Raw genomic sequence first — 17809 nt, 5'->3', positions numbered from 1 at the left:
CTGATAGCTTCGCAAGGCGACAGCGTCGCCGCGGCATTTTCTCTCCTGACGGCAAGTAACGCTACGTCAAGCCGCTAGCGCAACCAAAAACCGTTGGATTTGATCCGATTTCGGATGGCCTGTTCCCGGCGGGGCATATCGTTCTGGTCAAAGAGCGCGCGGACTTTTTCGCCGCGCCCCTGATAGACCATCCGCTTGATCGGCTCATAGCCCTTGAGCACTTTCTTGACCTTATTGGGGGCCGTCACCGTTTCGAGAACGTCAATCACGGCCGCGCTTTCGCGGGCATAGAGCATGGGAAACAGCCGATAATGGCAGCTGACTGGACCGTCGAGATAGTCATGCACCGCACTGTCGCGCCCGCCGCCAAGGGCGTGGATCACCAAAGGCAGCGCGATCTGGTCCAACCATGGGTCCAGCGTTTGGCAGACAATCGCTTCTGGCGGATCGTTCAGGATCTGGAGCGCGTATTTCAGGAACAGCTCTCCAAACGCATGGGGGCAGTTGCCAAAGAAAAAGCCCGCGTTGAAATACAGGTAGCGCGCCCAGTATTCATCGGGCTCGGACAGATCGAGGCTGGAGGCGAAGTCGAGGCCAAAGGCGTCGTAAAGCGATTTCCACGTCTCGGCGTAGCCGGGGCCATATAGCTCGATCGTCGGCCAGGTCCCTTCGCGACGCATCGAGGCACTTGGGCGATCGAAGTCGAACGGCACCGACATGATGTCGCCCGTGATCAGCGTATCGGTGTCAAAAAAGACAAAGGGCTCCCCCTTGGGCAACGCGCTCAACATCTCGATCTTGTTGCCGTAGGGATAGGTATGGCCGAAATGTCTGCTCTCGAACGGGATGATTTCCGCGCCCATATCGGCCAACGCGGCGCGCACATCCTCGGGTTCGATCCGCGGATCCTTGGGCCAAAGCGGTCCGGGTTGGGGTTCGGCCACGAGCAAACGCCCTGCAAAGCCGGGGCTGTTGTGGCGCAAAGAGGCTGCAAACAGCAGCGCCTCATAGCTGAGCCGACCGGCCTGACCGACAATGGCGATGTTGAAATTCTGCGGTGCAGCTGCCTTGGGTGCCATGTGACCTGCTCTTGACCTGCTCGGGTTCTGATTTTGCCCAAGTATAGGCCGGATGCTGGCCTCGCAAAAGGGGGTGTCCCCCAACGGGTTACTCGGGCGGCGGATTGAGCCTGTCATAGAGCTTTTGCAACACGGTCAGCACCAGAAACGCGCCCACAGCCCAGATCAGCAGCTCGAACGGAGCAAAATCCGTGCCGCGTAACCATTGCCCGACAAGGCCGCCTTGGGGGCGCAACTCTTCTATCCCAAAGAGGCCCGAACGGGGCCAGAGCGAGAACGACCAGAACCGCGAGACATAGAACAGGATGGCGGCGATCAGCGCCGCGACACTCAGCCAGACAATCCGTTTCATTGGACCACCTGGATCGTGTCGGGTTCGATCTCCCAGACCAGCATTTCGCCGCGCTTGGTCACGTTGCCTTCGGCGGTGATGAATTGCGCCACATAGTCATAGGCGTCGCGCGGCAGGCGTGTGCCGCCAGGGCCGGTGACCAGCAGGAACTCTGAGCCCAGCACAGGCTGCGTCGAGACGAAAATGGGGGGCACATCGCCCAGAAGGCACAGATTGGCGCACGCCTTATGGGCCAAGCCGCGTCCGGGGCGCATGGCACCCGCCAGGCATTTCCCGTCGCAAATCTCGCCGGTCAATTGCCAGCGGCCCTGAGGTTCAACCGCGATCTCGGGTGCGTCCCCTTCGGCGGCGCGCAGCCCGTTTCGCCCGCCCCGCAGTTGCAGCATGTAGAGGTCCCCACGCTCCAGCACGACGCCAGAGGCCTGAGCCAATTGCCCGTTGAGCGGCATGGCCCGCCCGTCCACGCCGGATTTGCCGCCCGCCGTCATCATGAAACTGTCGCCCGGTTTGATCCGGTCATTGCCTTCGGTCACGTGCAAGATCGGGTATGGTGTCATTTCAATCACGCCCGTCACCGTCTGGCGGCCATAATCAAAGCGAAAGGCACCTGGACCAGGATCGTCCTGGGCCGCCCCCATCAGGAAACCGGCCGTGGCCAGCCCCGCCATGAGCAGGACCGAAACGCTGAGCAAAAAGGTTTTCAGCCCGGAGGGCACGGGCAAGTAGCCAACGAAAAAGGGTTTCTCGCTCATGCGGGTTCTCCTTCGGGCAGGGTGGTGTCGGGCACGGGCATCGGCACGGGATCAATGTAAGTACCGGGCGGTTTGGGATCGGGATGCACTTCGACCATGTCGCCCACAACGCGCACCCGGTAGGTAGGCACCATTTCGGTGAACGGCGCGGGCGAGCGGCCCGAGCGCACATCGTACTGAAATCCGTGCCAGGGGCAGGTGACCAGACAGTCGATGATCTTGCCCTCTCCGAGCGGCCCGTTCTGGTGTGCGCAGGCGTTGGAGATGGCCGATAGCTTGCCGTCCATCAAAAAGATGGCGACGCGGTCGCCGTTGGAAAGCCGAGTGATCTTGGCGTAGCCCTCGCGCATGGCAGAGGTGCGCGCCACCTCGACCCAGGCCCCATCGGCACCCATCGGTCTGTCGCCCCGATCGGCCATCCACGCCGCTAAGTGCAGAACGATAACAGCCGCCGCACCGGCGATGAACATCACGGTGAATACATGGTTTTGCTGATCTTGCAGGATGCCCAACGAGATGTGCGCCGCAACCGCAAAATAAGCAGCATAGATCAGGTAATGTAGCCGCTTCCACACGGGCGGTGTCAGGAATTTCAGCCAAAAGTCATGGCTGGTCGCCGCCAGGATCAGCAGGCAGATCAGCGCAAATATCCCGAAGAGTTCAAAGGGAAAGCCCGCAATCTGCCCAAAGCTCGAATTGGCATAGAGCAGGCCCACATATTTGTCGGAGCTGGAGAAGTTGAAGTACCAGTTCAGGATGTAGCCTGCATGGGTGATCGCCACAATGGCGGTCATCACTCCGAAATGCCGCCGGTTGTAAAGCAGCGGCAAGAACCGTTTGTTGAGCCGGGCAGCAGGGCCGATACACAGGATCACCGTCAACATCATGAATGCGCAGGCACCAAAGGCGCGGGCGTTATGAATCTGCGGGTTAATGGCCCGTTCATGGTCCAGAACGTCGGGGGTGATGTTCAGGAAGATCCACAGGAACAGGGCGACGCCCGCCAGCATAACGGCGTCATAAATCCATTTGTTCCGGTTCCATTGAACCGGGGTGTATTTGACGCTCATTGGGATGCCCCTTGGCTCAGTTGGACGGGGGCGATGTCTGCGGGCCATTCCTGCCGTACGGAAAGGCCCAGGGCAACGATGGTCACGATGGCGATGCTCATCACGATCACAGCCGCGCCATGCCCCGCACGCACGGGGCGATAACGTTCGGCCCAGCCCCGCGCTTCGCTTTCGATCTGCCACCAGCGCCAGAGCACGAGGGGCCAGATCAGCAAGACACCCGGAATGAGGAGAGGGCGAAAGATATAAGCGCCCTGGGCATCCTCGTCGATGCGGTCCATGCCGATGGTCAAAAAGACGGCCGCCGTCAGCGCCCCGATCATGCCCCAAGCCTGCATGGCCATAACAATGGCCTGTGCGATGTCCATGACGTCTCCGATGCGTCTGATTGCCTTGGGCGAACCCTAACCTGTTCGATGCGCACGGCAAAGTGCGGATACGCGTCAAAGCAAAGCTAAGCGAAAATTGTGATCAAGTGGCCTATAGCCAGGGGCAAGCATGCTTCATTCCCTGCCCGGTTGTGCCTAAGGATAGAGAATAAAGGCATGCGCGATTCGTGGCGCAAGTTTGACCGCTGATGCCTATTTGGAGGAAGTGATTTGACGCTCGAACGACGTTTGGTGGCCGAATGGTTGGGCACGTTCTCCCTTTTGGCGACAGTCATCGGCTCAGGCATCATGGCCGAGCGGTTGGCCGACGGCAACGTAGCCATCGCCCTTTTGGGCAATACGATCCCGACAGGGGCCATTCTGGTGGTGCTGATCACGGTGTTTGGCCCCATTTCGGGCGCGCATTTCAACCCGGCCGTGACCCTGAGTTTCTGGTTGCGACGCGAGATCGGTGGGCGTGATGCTGGCCTTTACGTGTTGGCGCAGATTTTTGGGGGCATTATCGGCGTCTTTGCGGCCCATGTGATGTTCGACAATCCGATCATTGACCCCTCGACCACGGCGCGGACAGGGCTGGGCCAATGGGCCGGCGAGTTTGTGGCCACCTTTGGATTGGTCGGCACGATCCTGGCCTGTCTCAAGGCGCAGCCCAAGGCGGTGCCCATGGCTGTTGGCCTTTATATCACGGCGGCCTATTGGTTCACGTCCTCGACATCCTTTGCCAATCCGGCGGTGACGATTGCGCGGGGGTTTTCGGACACTTTTGCAGGGATCGCGCCCGCTGACGTGGCCGCTTTTATCGCGGTGCAATTGATGGCGGCGATGCTTGCTACCTATTTCTTTGGCTGGTTGCTGCGGGACGAAAAAATAGTGGTCGCCAAGGGCTAGGGTTGGCGATCATTTCTTGCCGGCCGTGCCGCCCACAACTGTGATGTCGGTGTGATCGACGAGGTTCCAGGGCAGGCCCGCATTGCGGAAGATTCGTTTGTCCTGGTGGGTGTAGTCAGCCACATCATGATCCAATCGCTGGCCCACGACGATGCAGCGAAAAGTCTCGGTCCCAGTGTTTTTGATTGAATGAGCCAGGCCACCCTTGCGGTAGCCAATGAAATCGCCTGGGCCAATCTGGGCCTCTTCGCCTCCGATCAAAGACGTTGCAGTGCCCGCCAGCACATAGACGCATTCATCCTCGTAATAGTGCACGTGATGTTCTGTCGTTTCAAAGCCCGGTTCCACCTCGATGATGTGAAAACCGATGCCGGTCAGGCCAGTCACATCCCCCAGCGATTTGTTCACACGTTGTGCATTTTGGTTCAGGAAATGCGTCTTCTCCAGACCGGGCATGGCCGCAATCTCGTCCGCTGTGATCAGGTAGGTGTCGTCGGTCATGGCGCGTTCCTCTGTCTGGGTGGCTCAAAACACCTTGAAGGTCATCGTTGTCAGTGATCGTTCGATCCCTTTGATGTCCAGCAACTGATCGTTGATGTATTTGCCGACATCTTCACCTGCGGGAATATAGACCTTCATCAGCAGGTCATAATCGCCTGAGGTCGAATAAAGCTCTGAATGGATTTCGCGCAGCGCGATCTCTTCGGCGACCTTGTATGTCGTCCCGGGATGGCAGCGGATCTGGATAAAGACGCAAGTGGACATCGGGCATTGCCTTTCAAACACGCAAGTCGCGTTTAAGTGACACGGGCGGACGCCGATTGGCAAGCCATCCGCGCAGGGCTTGGCGGCGCAGGTTTGCCCGCCTATAGAAGGCGCAACATGCAAACCCTTGATCCGGAGGCCGCCCATGCGCCGCGCCACCCTGACCCGCAAAACCGCCGAAACCGATATCAGTGTCGAACTGAACCTGGACGGCACCGGGGCCTATGACAATCAGACCGGTGTTGGTTTCTTTGACCACATGCTGGATCAACTGGCGCGCCATGCGCTGATTGACATGACGGTGCGCTGTTCCGGTGACCTGCATATCGACGACCACCACACCGTCGAGGATGTGGGCATTGCCATCGGGCAGGCCTTGGCTGAGGCGGTGGGCGACAAGCGTGGCATCGCGCGGTACGGATCGTGCCTGTTGCCGATGGATGATGCGCTGGTGCGTGCGGCCTTGGACCTGTCGGGCCGTCCGTTTCTGGTGTGGAATGTGGATTTGCCTACCCACAAGATCGGGACCTTTGACACAGAATTGGTACGCGAGTTCTTTCAGGCGTTGTCGACCCATGGGGGCATCACCCTGCATGTCGATATGCTGCACGGCCTCAACAGCCACCACATCGCTGAGGCGGCGTTCAAGTCGGTGGCGCGTGCCTTGCGCGTGGCGCTTGAGGTCGATCCGCGCAGCGCCGGTGCCATTCCCTCGACCAAGGGCGCGCTATGAGCCTGACGGTTCTGATCGATTACGAAAGCGGCAATTTGCATTCGGCGCACAAGGCGTTTGAGCGTATGGCGCGCGAGGCGGATGCGGGCACCGTCGTGGTGACGGCGGATGCGGATGTCGTTTCGCGCGCCGACCGGGTTGTGTTGCCCGGCGACGGGGCCTTTCCGGCCTGCGCGGCCGCGCTGCGCGGGGCGGGGGGCGTTTACGATGCGTTGGTCGAGGCGGTCGAGGTCAAGGGCCGCCCGTTTCTAGGCATCTGCGTCGGCATGCAACTGATGGCGACCATGGGTCGCGAATACAGCGACACGCCGGGTCTGGATTGGGTGGGTGGCGCCGTGGTGCCGATTACACCGTCTGATCCTGCGCTCAAAGTACCGCATATGGGCTGGAATGATCTGGTGCTGGACGCCCCGCATACTGTTTTTGACGGGGTGACCACCGGCGATCACACGTATTTTGTGCACTCCTATCATTTTGAGGTTGCAGATCCGGCGCTGCGCCTGGCGCATGTGGACTACGGCGGTGATGTCACGGCTGTTGTGGGCCGTGACACGATGCTGGGCATGCAGTTCCACCCGGAAAAAAGCCAGGATGTGGGCCTGCGCATGATCCGTAATTTCCTGACCTGGGCCCCCTGAGCGGACGTGGTAACGAAGGACGCCCACCGCCTTGCGGAATGGGGGCGGCGTTTCGCTTTTCTGGGATCGAGCATTGGGGCTCTTCCCCTCGTGCCATTGCCTCGGGGGAGGGAAAGAGAGGAGGGCGCGCGGCACCTGGGCTTGGCTCGTAAGGCGAAGCTGTCTTTCGCCTAGTTCCGTGCGGCTTTCTCAGCGATGCCAGAGGTGCCCTGGCGGCGTGCGAGTTCGTCCATCACGTCTTGCCAATCGACATCACGCGCCGCGAGCATCACTTGCAGGTGGTAGAGAACATCCGCCGCCTCCGACGTCAGCGCCTTTTTGTCATTTCTGACCGCTTCGATGATGGCCTCAACAGCTTCTTCGCCAAATTTCTCGGCGCATTTTTCCGGACCTTTTGACAGCAGCTTTGCTGTCCAGGAACTGTCGGGGTCCGCAGTCTTTCGGGCCGTGATCGTGGCAAAGAGGTCGTCCAGCGCGCTGCGCTGGCCTGGGGTCGCGTGCGTCATGTGATCCTCATCTCGATGCCCGCAGCGGCCATGTGGGCCTTGGCTTGCGCAATCGTGTAGTCACCAAAGTGAAAGATGGAGGCGGCGAGGACAGCAGATGCGCCACCTTGGGTCACGCCCTCGACCAGATGATCGAGCGTGCCGACACCGCCCGAGGCGATCACGGGGACTCGGACCGCATCGGAGATGGCCCGCGTCAGCGGCAGGTTGAAGCCAGCGCGCGTGCCGTCACGGTCCATCGAGGTCAACAGGATTTCGCCGGCCCCTTTGGTGGCAGCAGTGCGAGCAAATTCAACCGCATCTATGCCCGTTGGCTTGCGCCCACCATGGGTGAAGATTTCCCAGCGCCCAGGTTCGACCGTCTTGGCGTCGATGGCGCATACGATACATTGGCTGCCGAACTGGTCCGCGGCGCGGGCCAATACGTCGGGGTCGGCCACGGCTGCCGAGTTGAACGACACCTTGTCAGCGCCTGCCAGCAAAAGCGCACGCACATCCGCCACGGTCCGCACGCCGCCGCCCACGGTCAGCGGGATAAAGCATTGTTCCGCCGTCCGCTGCACCAGATCGAACATGGTGCCGCGATTTTCGTGCGTGGCGTGAATGTCAAGAAAACAGAGCTCGTCCGCCCCCGCCGCGTCATAGGCGCGGGCAGCAGCGACCGGGTCGCCCGCGTCGACGAGGTCGACAAAGTTGACACCTTTGACAACGCGGCCATCGGCGACGTCCAGACAGGGGATGATACGGGTCTTGAGCATGGGGATGCTATAGGCGCGCGGTGGCGGCTGGGCAAGTCCGCCTTGGCGAACAAGTCTGGCATTCCTGACTTGTCAATTGACGCGATGAGGCGCCTGCTGAGGCTTTGCGATACCATATTCAAAGGGCATTCAGATGACCGAATTCAGCATCAACGGAGCGCAGATTGACGCGACGCATGTTCCACCTGTGCAAGGGCCCATTCCATTTGGGAAGTCCTTTGTGCCTGTCAAACCCGAGGTGCAGATTGCCCAGGAACTGGCGAGAGAGAACCTCTACCTTTCGATGACCTGGGATTGCGCGACCCGAAGTTACAACCCTGTGCCCTGGCCCAAACTAGGCGAAATTGACGCCAAGCTGGTGGTGATCCCGGAGCCTATGGATCCGTCGTTGGCGCCTTATTTCGCGCCCGATCCGGCAGCACAGAAGGAGTCCGTCGAGCAAACGGTCAATGACCTTGTGCGCCATCTGGGGGTGGCAGACAGCAACAAGCTGCAAGGCACTATTGGTGCCTCGTTTTCGAACCTGATCATGCCGAACTTTGAGGGGATGATTGATCAGAACAACAAATCCAAGATCAGTTACCGTGTCGTCGCCGAGATGACTTATGAGCCTTTTGAGCTGTTCTTTCCCGGGCTGATCGTGAGTGCCCGAGTGTTCCTGTTGTTGCCCGGGACGCTGACGGTGAGTGTTGATCAGACCGGGTATTGTCATGAGGATGATGGCAAGGAACTGGTGTGGTTTCATGACCCTTTGGCGACAATAACCAAACGTTTTGCACCGCGTATCGGAGAGCTGGATCGCAAACTGAGGGGCGATTGGCGCAAGAAGAAATTGGAAGAAAACGCTGAAAAGGCCCAAGAGCATCGCGAAGAGATCAAGCGTCGTGAGGCGGCCTTGAAAGGGCTGGAGAAGGAACGCGAGGAAACGGAGAAAGAGCTCAAGGAGCTGGGTGGTTAAGCGGGCGCATTTGCATCCGGCGTACAGCCCCCGCTTGACCTTTCGACCGCTTGTGCAAGACTACCGCACGCATTTTAGAACAGAGAAGATTATGACCCTACCCAACCTTGGTCAGCTCAAGCTGGACCCCATTCATGTCCCATCAACCGGTGAAACCAAAAGGCTGGGACTGCCCTGGCCGCGGTTGTGGTCGCCCAAGCCTTCGCTTTTTGAGGAGAACGGAGCGAGGAGGCAGTTGCAACTAGAGCTGGACGCTGAGACGCGCAAATTCATGTATGTATGGGATTGTGCAGATGGCGGTGCGGGCCTGCCGAACCCGTTCAAATTTTCCAAGGATATCGAGCCGCGCATCCTGTTTCATTCGAACCGCAAACCGGCCTATGATTACAATCAAGAGCGTGCCGAAGCCGATTGGCGTCTTGATCAATCGGTATTGATCTCGGACGCACTGACCCGCAGTGGTTTCCGCGACATTCCCGCGCTCGACAAGGCGGTAACCGCCATGTTCGGCACCGTTCATTTCGAAGTCGACGTGATGGGACTGGTGGACAAACTTGGGCGCTCGGCGTGCTACGAGATCGAGATCAAGATCGAGTATGAGGCATTTTCGGTGTTCCAAAGCACGATAAACGAAGACAGCCGCATGCTGATCCTATTGCCCAGTGTTCTGCTTGTGACCATCACCCGCACGGCGCAATGCGAGGGTGAGGGCGGCAAAGTACCGTTGCCGCATACGGTCGTTTACGAGGAGCGGACCGTCCAAAAATCGACCAACAAGAACGCGGCGGGTTTGCGCAATGATTGGCGCAAGAAAGCGGTCAAGGACAACGAAGCGCAGCTCAAGCGTTTGGAAGACAGTACCAAATCGCTGGAAGAACAGCTCAAGAAACTGGGCGGTTAGCCCTTGAGCGCTTGCAAGGCGGTGGCCAGGTCAATCGCGCCGTCATATAGCGCGCGCCCCGAAATGGCGCCCGCGATTGTGCCCGTTGCCTTGAGCGCTGTGAGATCCGCCAGCGATGATACGCCGCCGGAGGCGATCACGGGGATGCTGACAGCTTTGGCCAGGCTGTCGGTTGCGGGGATGTTGGGCCCGCCCATGGCCCCATCCCGGTTGATGTCGGTATAAATGATCGCCGCGACGCCGGCGTCTTCAAACGACCGGGCGAGGTCGGTGGCGTCCACATCCGTTTCCGTGGCCCACCCCTTGGTCGCGACCTTGCCCCCGCGCGCGTCAATGCCGACGGCCACATGTCCTGGAAAGGCGCGGGCTGCCTCGCGCACCAGATCGGGGTTTTCCACGGCGACGGTGCCCAAAATCACGCGCGCCAGCCCCTTGGACAGCCACATCTCGATTGTCGCCATGTCGCGGATGCCGCCGCCCAATTGGGCGGGCACGTCGCAAGATGCCAGGATCGCCTCGACCGGGGCCGCGTTTACCGGGGTCCCGGCAAAGGCGCCGTTCAAATCCACCAGATGTAACCACTCACAACCAGCCTCCACAAAGGCGCGGGCCTGCGCGGCAGGGTCGTCGTTGAACACGGTTGCCTGATCCATGTCGCCATGTACGAGGCGCACGGCCTGCCCATCCTTGAGGTCGATTGCGGGATACAGGATCATGGATTTGGGGCCTTTCGCGAGGATCGCGTGCCCTTTGGCACCTTACGTCACGATTTGCAACGCGACCCAAGGTCATTCTTGCCTCAGAGCCGGATCATGGACCACAGTTGTGCCCACAACGGGAGGAAACACTCATGAAACACCTGATCACAGCCACGTGCGCATTGATCGTCAGCACAGGCCTGGCCATGGCCGACCCTGTAGCGGGCACCTGGAAAACCGAAGCGGGCGACACTGGCGCGTTCCTGCATGTCGATATCGCCCCTTGCGGCGCGGAGATTTGCGGCGTCATCAGCAAAGTGGTGGGCAGCGACGACACGTCCAGCCAAGGCAAGCGGATCATCTGGGATATGAAAGTCAAAGGCGACGGCAGCTATTCCGGCGGTCGCATTTGGGCACCGGATGTGGACAAGACCTATCGGTCGAAAATGTCGCTGAATGGCAATGCCCTCAAGGTATCGGGCTGTGTCGGCCCTATCTGCCGAGGCCAGACCTGGACGCGCCTGAACTAGGCCGTCCTGATACATCGGGCGGCACACGCGTCCGGCACAAGCGCTTTTCCGCGCATGACCTGCGTCCCTCGGCGCGGGTTTTTTCGTGTCCACTTGTAGACCCCACCAGCCATGCGCATATGCACTTCGTGCTTCGTCTGCACGGCCCCTCACTAGGCACGGCACCCAGAGCCAGTATCCCTGCAATAAGGAGAGATGTTGGTGATACAGATATGTGATTTTTCCAAGTTTAAAAGCGGTTTGATGGCCTCCGCGACCCTTGTGCTTGTGGCTGTCGTCAGTCTCGGCAGCCCGCTGCATGCCGGGACGCCGGAAGGCGTGTGGCTGACCGAACCAGACGCCAAAGGTCAGCGCGCACATGTTGTGTCCTCGCGCTGCGGCAACAGTTTTTGCGGCACCATCACAGAGGTGTTTGACCGCAATGGCGCACCCGTTGCTGCCCCCACAGTCGGGCAGCGCGTGTTTTGGGACATGCAGGCCAAAGGCGACACCTTCAGCGGCCGTGCCTATGTGCCCGCTCACCGTCGCGAATACGCAGCGCGGATGCAGGTCAACGGCAACCAGATGACGGTAAAGGGGTGCCTTGGACCCGTTTGTCAAAGTCAGAAGTGGCGCCGGGTCCGTTAGTCGCGGGCAGAGTGTGAGCGGCCCTTAACCGGGCCGCATTACAGTCGTGAGGAAATTACGCCTGTCGCAAATCCCGCCATCCGCAATTCGCCATAGTGGCGCTGATATTCGATCTTGGGGCAGCGATCTTGAATTACAGTGATGCCGCGGGCCTCGGCTTTGGCGGCAGAGGCTGCATGTTCAACCCCGATCTGCATCCAGATTGTACGCAAATGGGGCAGGGTGCCCAGCGCCTCGTCCACAATCGGGGGCACCGCGTCTGACCGACGAAAGATATCGACCATATCAACCGGTGCGTCGACATCCGAAAGTCTTGCCATAACGGTTTCGCCAAAGAGATCCTGACCCGCGTAGGCAGGGTTCACAGGTATCACCCGAAACCCCTTGAGTGTAAGATAGCGGGCCACAAAATAGCTGGGGCGAATCGGATTGGCAGACACACCTACGGCTGCAATCACTTTGGTCCGGTAGAGAACGTCGCGCAAAAGGGTATGGGAATAGTGGGTCATGCGCTGCGCTTACCTCAATTGCTTGCCGCGCAAAAGGGACGGAAACGGCCTTGCGCTGGTTTGTCTAACGCGCCCGTGCCAGAACCGATCTCACGAAATGGGTTTTCCCTTCGGCGTAGTGCCCGCGCCCTGCATCGCCCAAATTGGTGACAAGCTGTTGTTTGAGCTTGGCGTAACTGTCCCGAAGGTCTGGATCTGATCGTAGGGCATCGCGAAACGCGATCTGATCCCTGCAGTCTGCATCATCCGTTTGGTACAGGTGCAGGTTGTGGGTACGCACATCGCCATCCCGCAATCGGATAAAGAGGCGACCGCTTCGCATCCCGCGATCAATATAGCCAATGCCTGTCAATGCATTGGCCACATCCTCCTGCGCATCGCAACGCACCGCGATGTCCATGATCGGCTTGGCTTGCAACCCCGGCACCGCGGTGCTGCCGATATGGTCGATATGAAACACCAAACCGGCCAGCACTTGGCGGATGCGTGCGGCCTCTTGCTCAAAAAGGGCGGCCCATCGCGGATCGTATGGGGTGAGGGCCAGGGCGGTCTGCCGCAGGCCAAGGGGGGGCGGGGTATCTGGCATCTCAGTTAGCCTTTGCTGCCGGGGGCTTCGTTTAGGCATGTTTGCTATAGCATATGATCCAGACCACGATCCTTCACGACCAAGCGGGACCAGCGGCCGTTGTTCCTTACAAAAAAAACGCCCCGATCGTAGAAACGAACGGGGCGCAAAGGTATGGAACGAGGGACAGTAAATCTTGGCAGGGGTTCCAGTCCTGCCTTGTGTGAACAACAGATAATCCGCACTGCGCTCTGAAAAAGAGTGTCTCGCGAAGCTGTGAACAAAGAATTAATCGCCGTGTGTGGCCCGTGCGGCCCCTGCGTCGTGTCAGTCAAAGATATCTTCAACGATATCAAAGACGTCCTCGAAAATGTCGCCCCAGCGTGACTTACGACGTTTGGGTTTCTTTTTTGATGGTTTCGGCTTGGATGGTTTGCGTACGGACGAAGGCCGGACCAATTCGCGGTCACCCTTGCTTCGTTTTGGCAGCATCTTGAGGTCGTGCAGCGGCGCGCCGCAGCTGGAACAGGCCAACTCGTGACGGTCGCGACCGGTCAGAACAAGCGCCGCGCGGGTGCCGCAGTAACAGCAGGTGGCAATCTTGGTGGGGTGGGGGATGTCCGCCTCCTATTCGTGGTCCTTGCTGGCATATAGGGCAATCGCCGCCGCATTTGAGACGTTGAGCGACCCAAACCCGCCCGCCGCGTCGATTTTCACCAATTGGTCGCAGGTTTCCTTGGTCTTTTGCCGCAATCCTGGCCCTTCGGCGCCCAGAACCAGGGCAATTGGCCGGTCCTTGCGACCGGTGGTGGCGGTTTCGATTGTTTGCTCTGCTTCTCCATCCAGCCCCAGCACCAGATACCCCATCCCTTGCAGTTCAATGATGGCGTCGGCCAAATTGCGTACCCGCACGTAAGGCTGACGTTCCAATGCGCCCGAGGCGGTTTTGGCCAGCGCGCCAGTTTCGGGGGCGGCGTGGTGGCGCATACCGATCACGGCAGAGGCCCCAAGCACTTCGGCAGAGCGCAGGATCGCGCCCACATTGTGCGGGTCGGTGACCCGGTCCAGCAGGATGAGGCGGGGCGCATCGGCGCCGATCGCCACATCGGCGAGGCTGCCCCAATCGAGAGGCTTGACCTCAAGAGCCGCGCCCTGATGCACCGAGCCGGGGTCAAGCGGAGCTGTGAACCGCCGTGCATCGGCAATCTCGGGCGTGATGCCCGCTTGCGCGATGGCATCGGCCAGTTTGGTCTGTGCATTCAGCGTCACGATCAGGCGCAGTTTTTGCCGCGCCGGGTTAACCAGCGCATCGCGCACTGCGTGCAACCCAAAAAGCCAGACGGTCGCCGATGCATCCGCCTTTTTAGCCTGTTCCTTTTCAACGACCCATTTGGGTTTTTTCATTCTGTCCTCATAGCCCGCACGTATCTGCGCTGGTCTGATTTTGTGCCTTGACCCTTCAATTGCGGCCCGGTAATCACCCGCTCACGCTTGCAGGGCACTGTTGTCCTAATGGCGCAGTGGGCGACAGGCCGCAAGGTGTGGCAGGGGACTGTAACTCCCTCGCGGAGACGCACGCCTGGTTCGATTCCAGGGTCGCCCACCATTCTTGACTTCCGCACTGCAGAACGCTCCTAAGGCCTTGAACGGTAAAGATATTTCTGGGGTTCTAGCACCCTCATTTCGGCAGCATTTGATGTGGCCCGCAAAGGCCAATTTCAGGACTATGCGACGCAAGGCGATCTCACCACTTTCCCAGAGTTTCCAAGGGTTTGTCAGGAAGGCCAAAGCCGGTTCTAGCTGTTCTTCGAATGAGCGCGTTGGTTGAGCCTGATTCACTGCCCTCTCCGACAGGAGTGCCTTTTCCTTTTCAAGCTGGTCTACCTTGCGTTCAAAGGCTCGGATGACTGTCTGTGAGCTTGTATCCACCAAACGATCCAACGTTTTTTCAACGTCACGTTCGATTCCAACGATCTGGCGTTTGATGACGCGCGCCACATCTGCCGCCTGTGCTTGGCGAATATCCCATGCCTTACGGAACATTGCGGCTACAAGCGTGGTCAAACCCTCTGCCGGTTCCAAGCGCTTTACGATTGCTCCGACATCATCTTCCAGTACATCCCGTTTGATTGACTTGCCGTAGGCTTCGCATTCCCGGGTCTGACACAGGTAGTAGGGATAGCGCACCCCATGCCGACCTTTCGAGAAGGACGAACGCAGCGGTGCCTCGCAGCACGCACAAACTGCAATCCTACGCAGGGCAAATTCATCACCGATATTGGCTCGCTTCGGCGCTTTGGCTTTGCTATCGCGCCGCTTTTGAATCTTCTCATAGGTTTCAAGCGAGATCAGCGGTTCATGCTGCGCTTTCTTCCAAGACAGCCCATAGGCCTCGCTGTTGATATAACCCGCATAAAGCGGCTGTTGCAGCAGTTGCGATACGCGTGCCGCACCCACAAGACCCGACGCACCCCGCGAGAAACGCGGGTCGTCTTGCAAAAACTGACCCAATTCCGCCTGGGTCTGGAATCGACCGCTCGCGTACCCCTCAAGCCCCTCGTGCACGATAGAAGCCAACGGTTCATCTCGGACCATCAGTTTGCCATGCCCTTCGACTTTCTCAAAACGATAGCCTGTGGGTTCGAGGTGGCACCAATAGCCAAGACTGACACGGACGCTCATCTTTTGCTTCACCTGACGCCCGTTTTGCTTGCGCTCAAGCGCGCCTTGGGCGGCGATCACTGTTTCTACAAATTCGCTTTCTGGTGTTTCATCGAAGGAAAAGTTGGGGCTTTCAACACGCACCCCGCGCTCGCGGAACGCGTCGCGAAGATCAAGAAAGCCCCGCGTATCGCGACTGGCACGTTTGACGTCATCAAAAACGACGACGAAATTATCGTCCGGTTGCGCATCAATGAAGCTCAGCAGGGCCACCATGCCTGGGCGCTACAAAAAGTCACCTCCTCCGGTAATCGTGTCTGGGAATACTGCGGCAAAGTCATAGCCTTTGGCTTCGGCGTATTGACGACATCGGGCTTCTTGAGACTCTAACCCGTGCCCATCCGTCTCTTGGCTCTTTGACGAGACTCGACAGTAAACTAGCGCTTTCTGGTTCATACATCCTCCTTTTGCCGTGCAACGATGTCTTCTGACTTTAGCACAGCAGCGCGCAGGACGGCGGACAGTTCCAGGCTTTGTCCACTGATATTTTGTGGTGGCGTGACGCGCCATCCTAGATCGACAAAGGCGAGTACGATGTCCCAAAGGGTTTCGATGAGCTTGTGTTTCTCCTCCTCGGAGACCTCGCAATGCTCAAGGTATGGCATCCACTCTCGCACGTCGAAATGGATCTGTGGTTGGCCCACTTTTGCGGGCGGCGGTGGTGCGGGTGTTTGGGTCATAAATGTCCTTTCTGGTTGTTCCTCCTTGACGTGAACAAAAGAGGAACAGTGTGCTCGTGATTTTGAAATCCGACAAGGATTATTTTCCTAGTTTCAGAGGCTTGGGCGTGAGGTGCGCCCAAGCCCATTGTTCACCGGGACTGGGGTTGCCCCTTCGATTGCGCCTGTTCCTGCGCCGTGCGCCGCTGTTCTTTGAACATCTCGCGGTCCAGATCGTGGACCTGATGGTGCGCCCGGCGCGCCAGTTCCGACAGGCCCAACAGGTCTTTGGGGCGGAAGTTCTGAGTGTCTTGGAGGTTGCCCTCCTGATCCTTGTATGTCCGGGCCACAGTCACGGAATGATATGGGCCTTTGTCATTCTCATTGCGCCAGATGGCGGCTTTGAGCGGGCCTTCGCGCAGGGTTTCTTCGGGGCGGTGGGGTGTTTTGTCTGTCATGGATCGTTCTCCTTGGTTGGGGGTGGTTGAATGCGATTGTGTGGCGCGGCGACGCTCTGCGTCCCAGCGCGCGTCAAATACGGCGGCATCGACGTCAGCGGCAAAATTCGGCGTGGGACGCGGTGCGGGATGTGGGCGCTCTTGCGCGACCATAGAAGCGTCGCGCTGCTCATGTGAGCGTGACGGACCGAGGTTCTGTTCCTTGGCTGCTGTGCGCTCCGCAAACTGCCGCGCGATGCGAATGTCTCTCAGTCGCGCAGCAAAGTCGCCGCCGGGCAAGTTCGGCTGACTATCAGCAAAAGTGATCGGGTTGGGTTTAGAGTGTGCCATGGATCAAACTTTCACCCGCGACCACATCCCGTCGCGATACTGCGGCAGATGCGCAAAGTGCGTTGGAACGGGTTCGACGATCACGAGGCGGGTGCGTTGCCCCCACCGCGTTTGCACGCGCACGCGGTCCAGAGGCGGATGATATGGGTTGGGGTGGTACCGGCCCGCCAAACACCGCTCGGTCCAATAGGGTCTGCGCTGTAGCCGAATGGGGAGCGGCACATCTTCATGAAAGAAATATGCCATATCCGATGGCGCATTCATCACCTCATCCGGAGTTTGGAGCTGGCGGTGTTGCTTTGACTGATGCTCTGCCTCGAAGCCCTGATGAGCAAATGTCATAGCCGCTTGTATCGTGTCGCCGCCCGAAATGATGGATTTCAGCGCGGTGTTTTTGGCATGCTGCGCCCGCTGTTGCGCAAGGTGATCATCATAGACCAGCGTTTGCGATCCACACATCTCGGCACAGTTTTTTGCACTTTCCCAATCACGCAGCGCGAACATCAATTTCCCCGCCGCGCTGGATTGAATCAACGCCTTTGCCTCGGGCCCCAAAGTGTTCATCTGGGCTTCGGATTGAAAGACCGCGATGGGTTGGATACCAATCCCAGCGCCGTACGTGAACAAGCGAGGCACAAGGGGAAAGCCACTGTCGCCCGCAAGCTGGCCGCATTCGTCCAGCAGGAAAGTATTGCGCCGCGCCCCGGGTGACCGGGACTGGTAGAGCGTCGCGCCAACAAAGAAAGTGCGCAGGATTGGGCTCCAGGCCTTGAGATACTCAGCAGGCGGACAGAGGTAAAACTGCCAAGGTTGATCATTCGAGACCAAATCAGCCAGGGACATCGTCTAGGGTCAGGACTCATAGCCAATAGATGACGATGGCGGCGAGAGCGATGGCAGAGAGGAAGACCTTGGGGCATCTG

23 protein-coding genes, 1 tRNA gene and 1 pseudogene are annotated in these 17809 nt (G+C 59.1%); 8 read left to right on the top strand and 17 right to left on the bottom strand.

Going from position 1 to position 17809, the window contains the following annotated elements:
• Window positions 1–74: 74 nt before the first annotated feature.
• From Q1A44_RS06255 to Q1A44_RS06235, 5 genes are all read right to left on the bottom strand, one after another.
• Window positions 75–1079, bottom strand: a complete 1005-nt coding sequence (locus Q1A44_RS06255) for a hypothetical protein (RefSeq protein ID WP_299621501.1) — start codon at window positions 1077–1079, stop codon at window positions 75–77.
• A gap of 88 nt (window positions 1080–1167) precedes the next feature.
• Window positions 1168–1431 carry a hypothetical protein gene (locus Q1A44_RS06250; RefSeq protein ID WP_299621498.1) on the bottom strand — a complete coding sequence of 88 codons (264 nt, stop codon included), beginning with the start codon at window positions 1429–1431 and terminating at the stop codon, window positions 1168–1170.
• On the bottom strand, window positions 1428–2183 hold the full coding sequence (locus Q1A44_RS06245) for a hypothetical protein (RefSeq protein WP_299621495.1): 756 nt from the start codon (window positions 2181–2183) through the stop codon (window positions 1428–1430). Before Q1A44_RS06245 ends, Q1A44_RS06250 begins: the two co-directional genes overlap by 4 nt.
• The gene (locus tag Q1A44_RS06240; protein WP_299621492.1) at window positions 2180–3253 is read right to left on the bottom strand and encodes a Rieske 2Fe-2S domain-containing protein; all 1074 of its coding nucleotides are present in this window, start codon (window positions 3251–3253) and stop codon (window positions 2180–2182) included. Before Q1A44_RS06240 ends, Q1A44_RS06245 begins: the two co-directional genes overlap by 4 nt.
• Complete coding sequence (locus Q1A44_RS06235; RefSeq protein WP_299621489.1) at window positions 3250–3621, bottom strand: hypothetical protein; 372 nt, start codon at window positions 3619–3621, stop codon at window positions 3250–3252. Before Q1A44_RS06235 ends, Q1A44_RS06240 begins: the two co-directional genes overlap by 4 nt.
• Before the next feature lie 231 nt (window positions 3622–3852).
• On the opposite strand from Q1A44_RS06235, the gene Q1A44_RS06230 reads away from it, so the two are divergent.
• Window positions 3853–4530, top strand: a complete 678-nt coding sequence (locus Q1A44_RS06230) for an MIP/aquaporin family protein (protein ID WP_299621487.1) — start codon at window positions 3853–3855, stop codon at window positions 4528–4530.
• Between the two features lie 9 nt (window positions 4531–4539).
• On the opposite strand, the gene Q1A44_RS06225 is transcribed toward Q1A44_RS06230, so the two are convergent.
• Both Q1A44_RS06225 and Q1A44_RS06220 read right to left on the bottom strand, forming a co-directional pair.
• Complete coding sequence (locus tag Q1A44_RS06225) at window positions 4540–5031, bottom strand: cupin domain-containing protein (protein ID WP_299621485.1); 492 nt, start codon at window positions 5029–5031, stop codon at window positions 4540–4542.
• A 24-nt stretch (window positions 5032–5055) separates the two neighbouring features.
• Entirely contained in the window at window positions 5056–5295 is a 240-nt protein-coding gene (locus Q1A44_RS06220) for an Lrp/AsnC ligand binding domain-containing protein (RefSeq protein WP_299621483.1), read from the bottom strand.
• A gap of 145 nt (window positions 5296–5440) precedes the next feature.
• Between Q1A44_RS06220 and hisB the strand changes: the two genes are divergently transcribed.
• Both hisB and hisH read left to right on the top strand, forming a co-directional pair.
• Window positions 5441–6028: an imidazoleglycerol-phosphate dehydratase HisB gene (hisB, locus tag Q1A44_RS06215; protein WP_299621481.1), complete on the top strand. Its 588-nt coding sequence runs from the start codon at window positions 5441–5443 to the stop codon at window positions 6026–6028.
• Window positions 6025–6666, top strand: coding sequence for an imidazole glycerol phosphate synthase subunit HisH (gene hisH, locus Q1A44_RS06210; protein WP_299621479.1), 642 nt, complete (start codon window positions 6025–6027; stop codon window positions 6664–6666). The genes hisB and hisH overlap by 4 nt, the downstream gene beginning before the upstream one ends.
• Window positions 6667–6836: 170 nt before the next feature.
• Here hisH and Q1A44_RS06205 read toward each other — a convergent pair whose 3' ends face one another.
• Complete coding sequence (locus Q1A44_RS06205) at window positions 6837–7172, bottom strand: phosphoribosyl-ATP diphosphatase (RefSeq protein ID WP_299621477.1); 336 nt, start codon at window positions 7170–7172, stop codon at window positions 6837–6839.
• A complete protein-coding gene (hisF, locus tag Q1A44_RS06200) occupies window positions 7169–7930 on the bottom strand; it encodes an imidazole glycerol phosphate synthase subunit HisF (protein ID WP_299621475.1) in 762 nt (253 codons plus the stop codon). The genes Q1A44_RS06205 and hisF overlap by 4 nt, the downstream gene beginning before the upstream one ends.
• A 133-nt stretch (window positions 7931–8063) precedes the next feature.
• Here hisF and Q1A44_RS06195 point away from each other — a divergent pair, with 133 nt between their 5' ends.
• Together Q1A44_RS06195 and Q1A44_RS06190 are read left to right on the top strand one after the other, a co-directional pair.
• On the top strand, window positions 8064–8888 hold the full coding sequence (locus Q1A44_RS06195; protein WP_299621473.1) for a hypothetical protein: 825 nt from the start codon (window positions 8064–8066) through the stop codon (window positions 8886–8888).
• Between the two features lie 91 nt (window positions 8889–8979).
• Window positions 8980–9789, top strand: a complete 810-nt coding sequence (locus Q1A44_RS06190; RefSeq protein ID WP_299621471.1) for a hypothetical protein — start codon at window positions 8980–8982, stop codon at window positions 9787–9789.
• Here Q1A44_RS06190 and hisA read toward each other — a convergent pair.
• A complete protein-coding gene (hisA, locus tag Q1A44_RS06185; RefSeq protein WP_299621469.1) occupies window positions 9786–10505 on the bottom strand; it encodes a 1-(5-phosphoribosyl)-5-[(5-phosphoribosylamino)methylideneamino]imidazole-4-carboxamide isomerase in 720 nt (239 codons plus the stop codon). The two genes, Q1A44_RS06190 and hisA, sit on opposite strands and share 4 nt — an antisense overlap.
• 134 nt (window positions 10506–10639) lie before the next feature.
• Between hisA and Q1A44_RS06180 the strand changes: the two genes are divergently transcribed.
• Window positions 10640–11017: a DUF2147 domain-containing protein gene (locus Q1A44_RS06180; RefSeq protein WP_299621467.1), complete on the top strand. Its 378-nt coding sequence runs from the start codon at window positions 10640–10642 to the stop codon at window positions 11015–11017.
• A 243-nt stretch (window positions 11018–11260) separates the two neighbouring features.
• Complete coding sequence (locus Q1A44_RS06175; RefSeq protein WP_299621464.1) at window positions 11261–11644, top strand: DUF2147 domain-containing protein; 384 nt, start codon at window positions 11261–11263, stop codon at window positions 11642–11644.
• A 38-nt stretch (window positions 11645–11682) separates the two neighbouring features.
• On the opposite strand, the gene Q1A44_RS06170 is transcribed toward Q1A44_RS06175, so the two are convergent.
• The 3 genes from Q1A44_RS06170 to rlmB all read right to left on the bottom strand — a co-directional run bounded on the left by Q1A44_RS06170 (window position 11683) and on the right by rlmB (window position 14122).
• The gene (locus Q1A44_RS06170) at window positions 11683–12153 is read right to left on the bottom strand and encodes a CoA-binding protein (RefSeq protein WP_299621461.1); all 471 of its coding nucleotides are present in this window, start codon (window positions 12151–12153) and stop codon (window positions 11683–11685) included.
• A 64-nt stretch (window positions 12154–12217) separates the two neighbouring features.
• Complete coding sequence (locus tag Q1A44_RS06165; RefSeq protein ID WP_299621458.1) at window positions 12218–12739, bottom strand: GrpB family protein; 522 nt, start codon at window positions 12737–12739, stop codon at window positions 12218–12220.
• Window positions 12740–13345: 606 nt separating this feature from the next.
• Complete coding sequence (rlmB, locus tag Q1A44_RS06155; RefSeq protein WP_299621455.1) at window positions 13346–14122, bottom strand: 23S rRNA (guanosine(2251)-2'-O)-methyltransferase RlmB; 777 nt, start codon at window positions 14120–14122, stop codon at window positions 13346–13348.
• A 118-nt stretch (window positions 14123–14240) separates the two neighbouring features.
• Between rlmB and Q1A44_RS06150 the strand changes: the two genes are divergently transcribed.
• Window positions 14241–14324: transfer RNA gene (locus tag Q1A44_RS06150), tRNA-Tyr, on the top strand.
• A 758-nt stretch (window positions 14325–15082) separates the two neighbouring features.
• Here Q1A44_RS06150 and Q1A44_RS21880 read toward each other — a convergent pair.
• From Q1A44_RS21880 to Q1A44_RS06130, 4 genes and pseudogenes are all read right to left on the bottom strand, one after another.
• Window positions 15083–15835: pseudogene (locus Q1A44_RS21880) on the bottom strand (recombinase family protein); the annotation flags it as partial.
• Entirely contained in the window at window positions 15832–16119 is a 288-nt protein-coding gene (locus Q1A44_RS06140; protein WP_299621452.1) for a hypothetical protein, read from the bottom strand. The gene Q1A44_RS06140 and the pseudogene Q1A44_RS21880, both read right to left, overlap by 4 nt.
• 131 nt (window positions 16120–16250) lie before the next feature.
• Entirely contained in the window at window positions 16251–16556 is a 306-nt protein-coding gene (locus tag Q1A44_RS06135) for a hypothetical protein (RefSeq protein ID WP_299621448.1), read from the bottom strand.
• 333 nt (window positions 16557–16889) lie between these two features.
• A complete protein-coding gene (locus Q1A44_RS06130; protein WP_299621445.1) occupies window positions 16890–17729 on the bottom strand; it encodes a TraM recognition domain-containing protein in 840 nt (279 codons plus the stop codon).
• Window positions 17730–17809: the final 80 nt, after the last annotated feature.

Origin of the sequence: uncultured Tateyamaria sp., assembly GCF_947503705.1 — a bacterium.
Lineage (GTDB): Bacteria > Pseudomonadota > Alphaproteobacteria > Rhodobacterales > Rhodobacteraceae > Tateyamaria.
The sequence above is the reverse complement of the archived record's forward strand: the minus strand, read 5'-3'. Positions and strand labels throughout refer to the sequence as shown.

Excerpts from the sequence above, each read along its gene's own strand:
- hisA (WP_299621469.1), bottom strand. The coding sequence starts at position 10,505 with ATGATCCTGTATCCCGCAATCGACCTCAAGGATGGGCAGGCCGTGCGC.
- Q1A44_RS06250 (WP_299621498.1), bottom strand. The coding sequence starts at position 1,431 with ATGAAACGGATTGTCTGGCTGAGTGTCGCGGCGCTGATCGCCGCCATC.
- Q1A44_RS06220 (WP_299621483.1), bottom strand. The coding sequence starts at position 5,295 with ATGTCCACTTGCGTCTTTATCCAGATCCGCTGCCATCCCGGGACGACA.
- Q1A44_RS06130 (WP_299621445.1), bottom strand. The coding sequence starts at position 17,729 with ATGTCCCTGGCTGATTTGGTCTCGAATGATCAACCTTGGCAGTTTTAC.
- hisH (WP_299621479.1), top strand. The coding sequence starts at position 6,025 with ATGAGCCTGACGGTTCTGATCGATTACGAAAGCGGCAATTTGCATTCG.
- Q1A44_RS06165 (WP_299621458.1), bottom strand. The coding sequence starts at position 12,739 with ATGCCAGATACCCCGCCCCCCCTTGGCCTGCGGCAGACCGCCCTGGCC.
- Q1A44_RS06245 (WP_299621495.1), bottom strand. The coding sequence starts at position 2,183 with ATGAGCGAGAAACCCTTTTTCGTTGGCTACTTGCCCGTGCCCTCCGGG.
- Q1A44_RS06170 (WP_299621461.1), bottom strand. The coding sequence starts at position 12,153 with ATGACCCACTATTCCCATACCCTTTTGCGCGACGTTCTCTACCGGACC.
- Q1A44_RS06225 (WP_299621485.1), bottom strand. The coding sequence starts at position 5,031 with ATGACCGACGACACCTACCTGATCACAGCGGACGAGATTGCGGCCATG.
- Q1A44_RS06235 (WP_299621489.1), bottom strand. The coding sequence starts at position 3,621 with ATGGACATCGCACAGGCCATTGTTATGGCCATGCAGGCTTGGGGCATG.
- Q1A44_RS06135 (WP_299621448.1), bottom strand. The coding sequence starts at position 16,556 with ATGACAGACAAAACACCCCACCGCCCCGAAGAAACCCTGCGCGAAGGC.
- Q1A44_RS06195 (WP_299621473.1), top strand. The coding sequence starts at position 8,064 with ATGACCGAATTCAGCATCAACGGAGCGCAGATTGACGCGACGCATGTT.
- Q1A44_RS06205 (WP_299621477.1), bottom strand. The coding sequence starts at position 7,172 with ATGACGCACGCGACCCCAGGCCAGCGCAGCGCGCTGGACGACCTCTTT.
- hisB (WP_299621481.1), top strand. The coding sequence starts at position 5,441 with ATGCGCCGCGCCACCCTGACCCGCAAAACCGCCGAAACCGATATCAGT.
- Q1A44_RS06180 (WP_299621467.1), top strand. The coding sequence starts at position 10,640 with ATGAAACACCTGATCACAGCCACGTGCGCATTGATCGTCAGCACAGGC.
- Q1A44_RS06190 (WP_299621471.1), top strand. The coding sequence starts at position 8,980 with ATGACCCTACCCAACCTTGGTCAGCTCAAGCTGGACCCCATTCATGTC.
- Q1A44_RS06240 (WP_299621492.1), bottom strand. The coding sequence starts at position 3,253 with ATGAGCGTCAAATACACCCCGGTTCAATGGAACCGGAACAAATGGATT.
- rlmB (WP_299621455.1), bottom strand. The coding sequence starts at position 14,122 with ATGAAAAAACCCAAATGGGTCGTTGAAAAGGAACAGGCTAAAAAGGCG.
- Q1A44_RS06255 (WP_299621501.1), bottom strand. The coding sequence starts at position 1,079 with ATGGCACCCAAGGCAGCTGCACCGCAGAATTTCAACATCGCCATTGTC.
- hisF (WP_299621475.1), bottom strand. The coding sequence starts at position 7,930 with ATGCTCAAGACCCGTATCATCCCCTGTCTGGACGTCGCCGATGGCCGC.
- Q1A44_RS06175 (WP_299621464.1), top strand. The coding sequence starts at position 11,261 with ATGGCCTCCGCGACCCTTGTGCTTGTGGCTGTCGTCAGTCTCGGCAGC.
- Q1A44_RS06140 (WP_299621452.1), bottom strand. The coding sequence starts at position 16,119 with ATGACCCAAACACCCGCACCACCGCCGCCCGCAAAAGTGGGCCAACCA.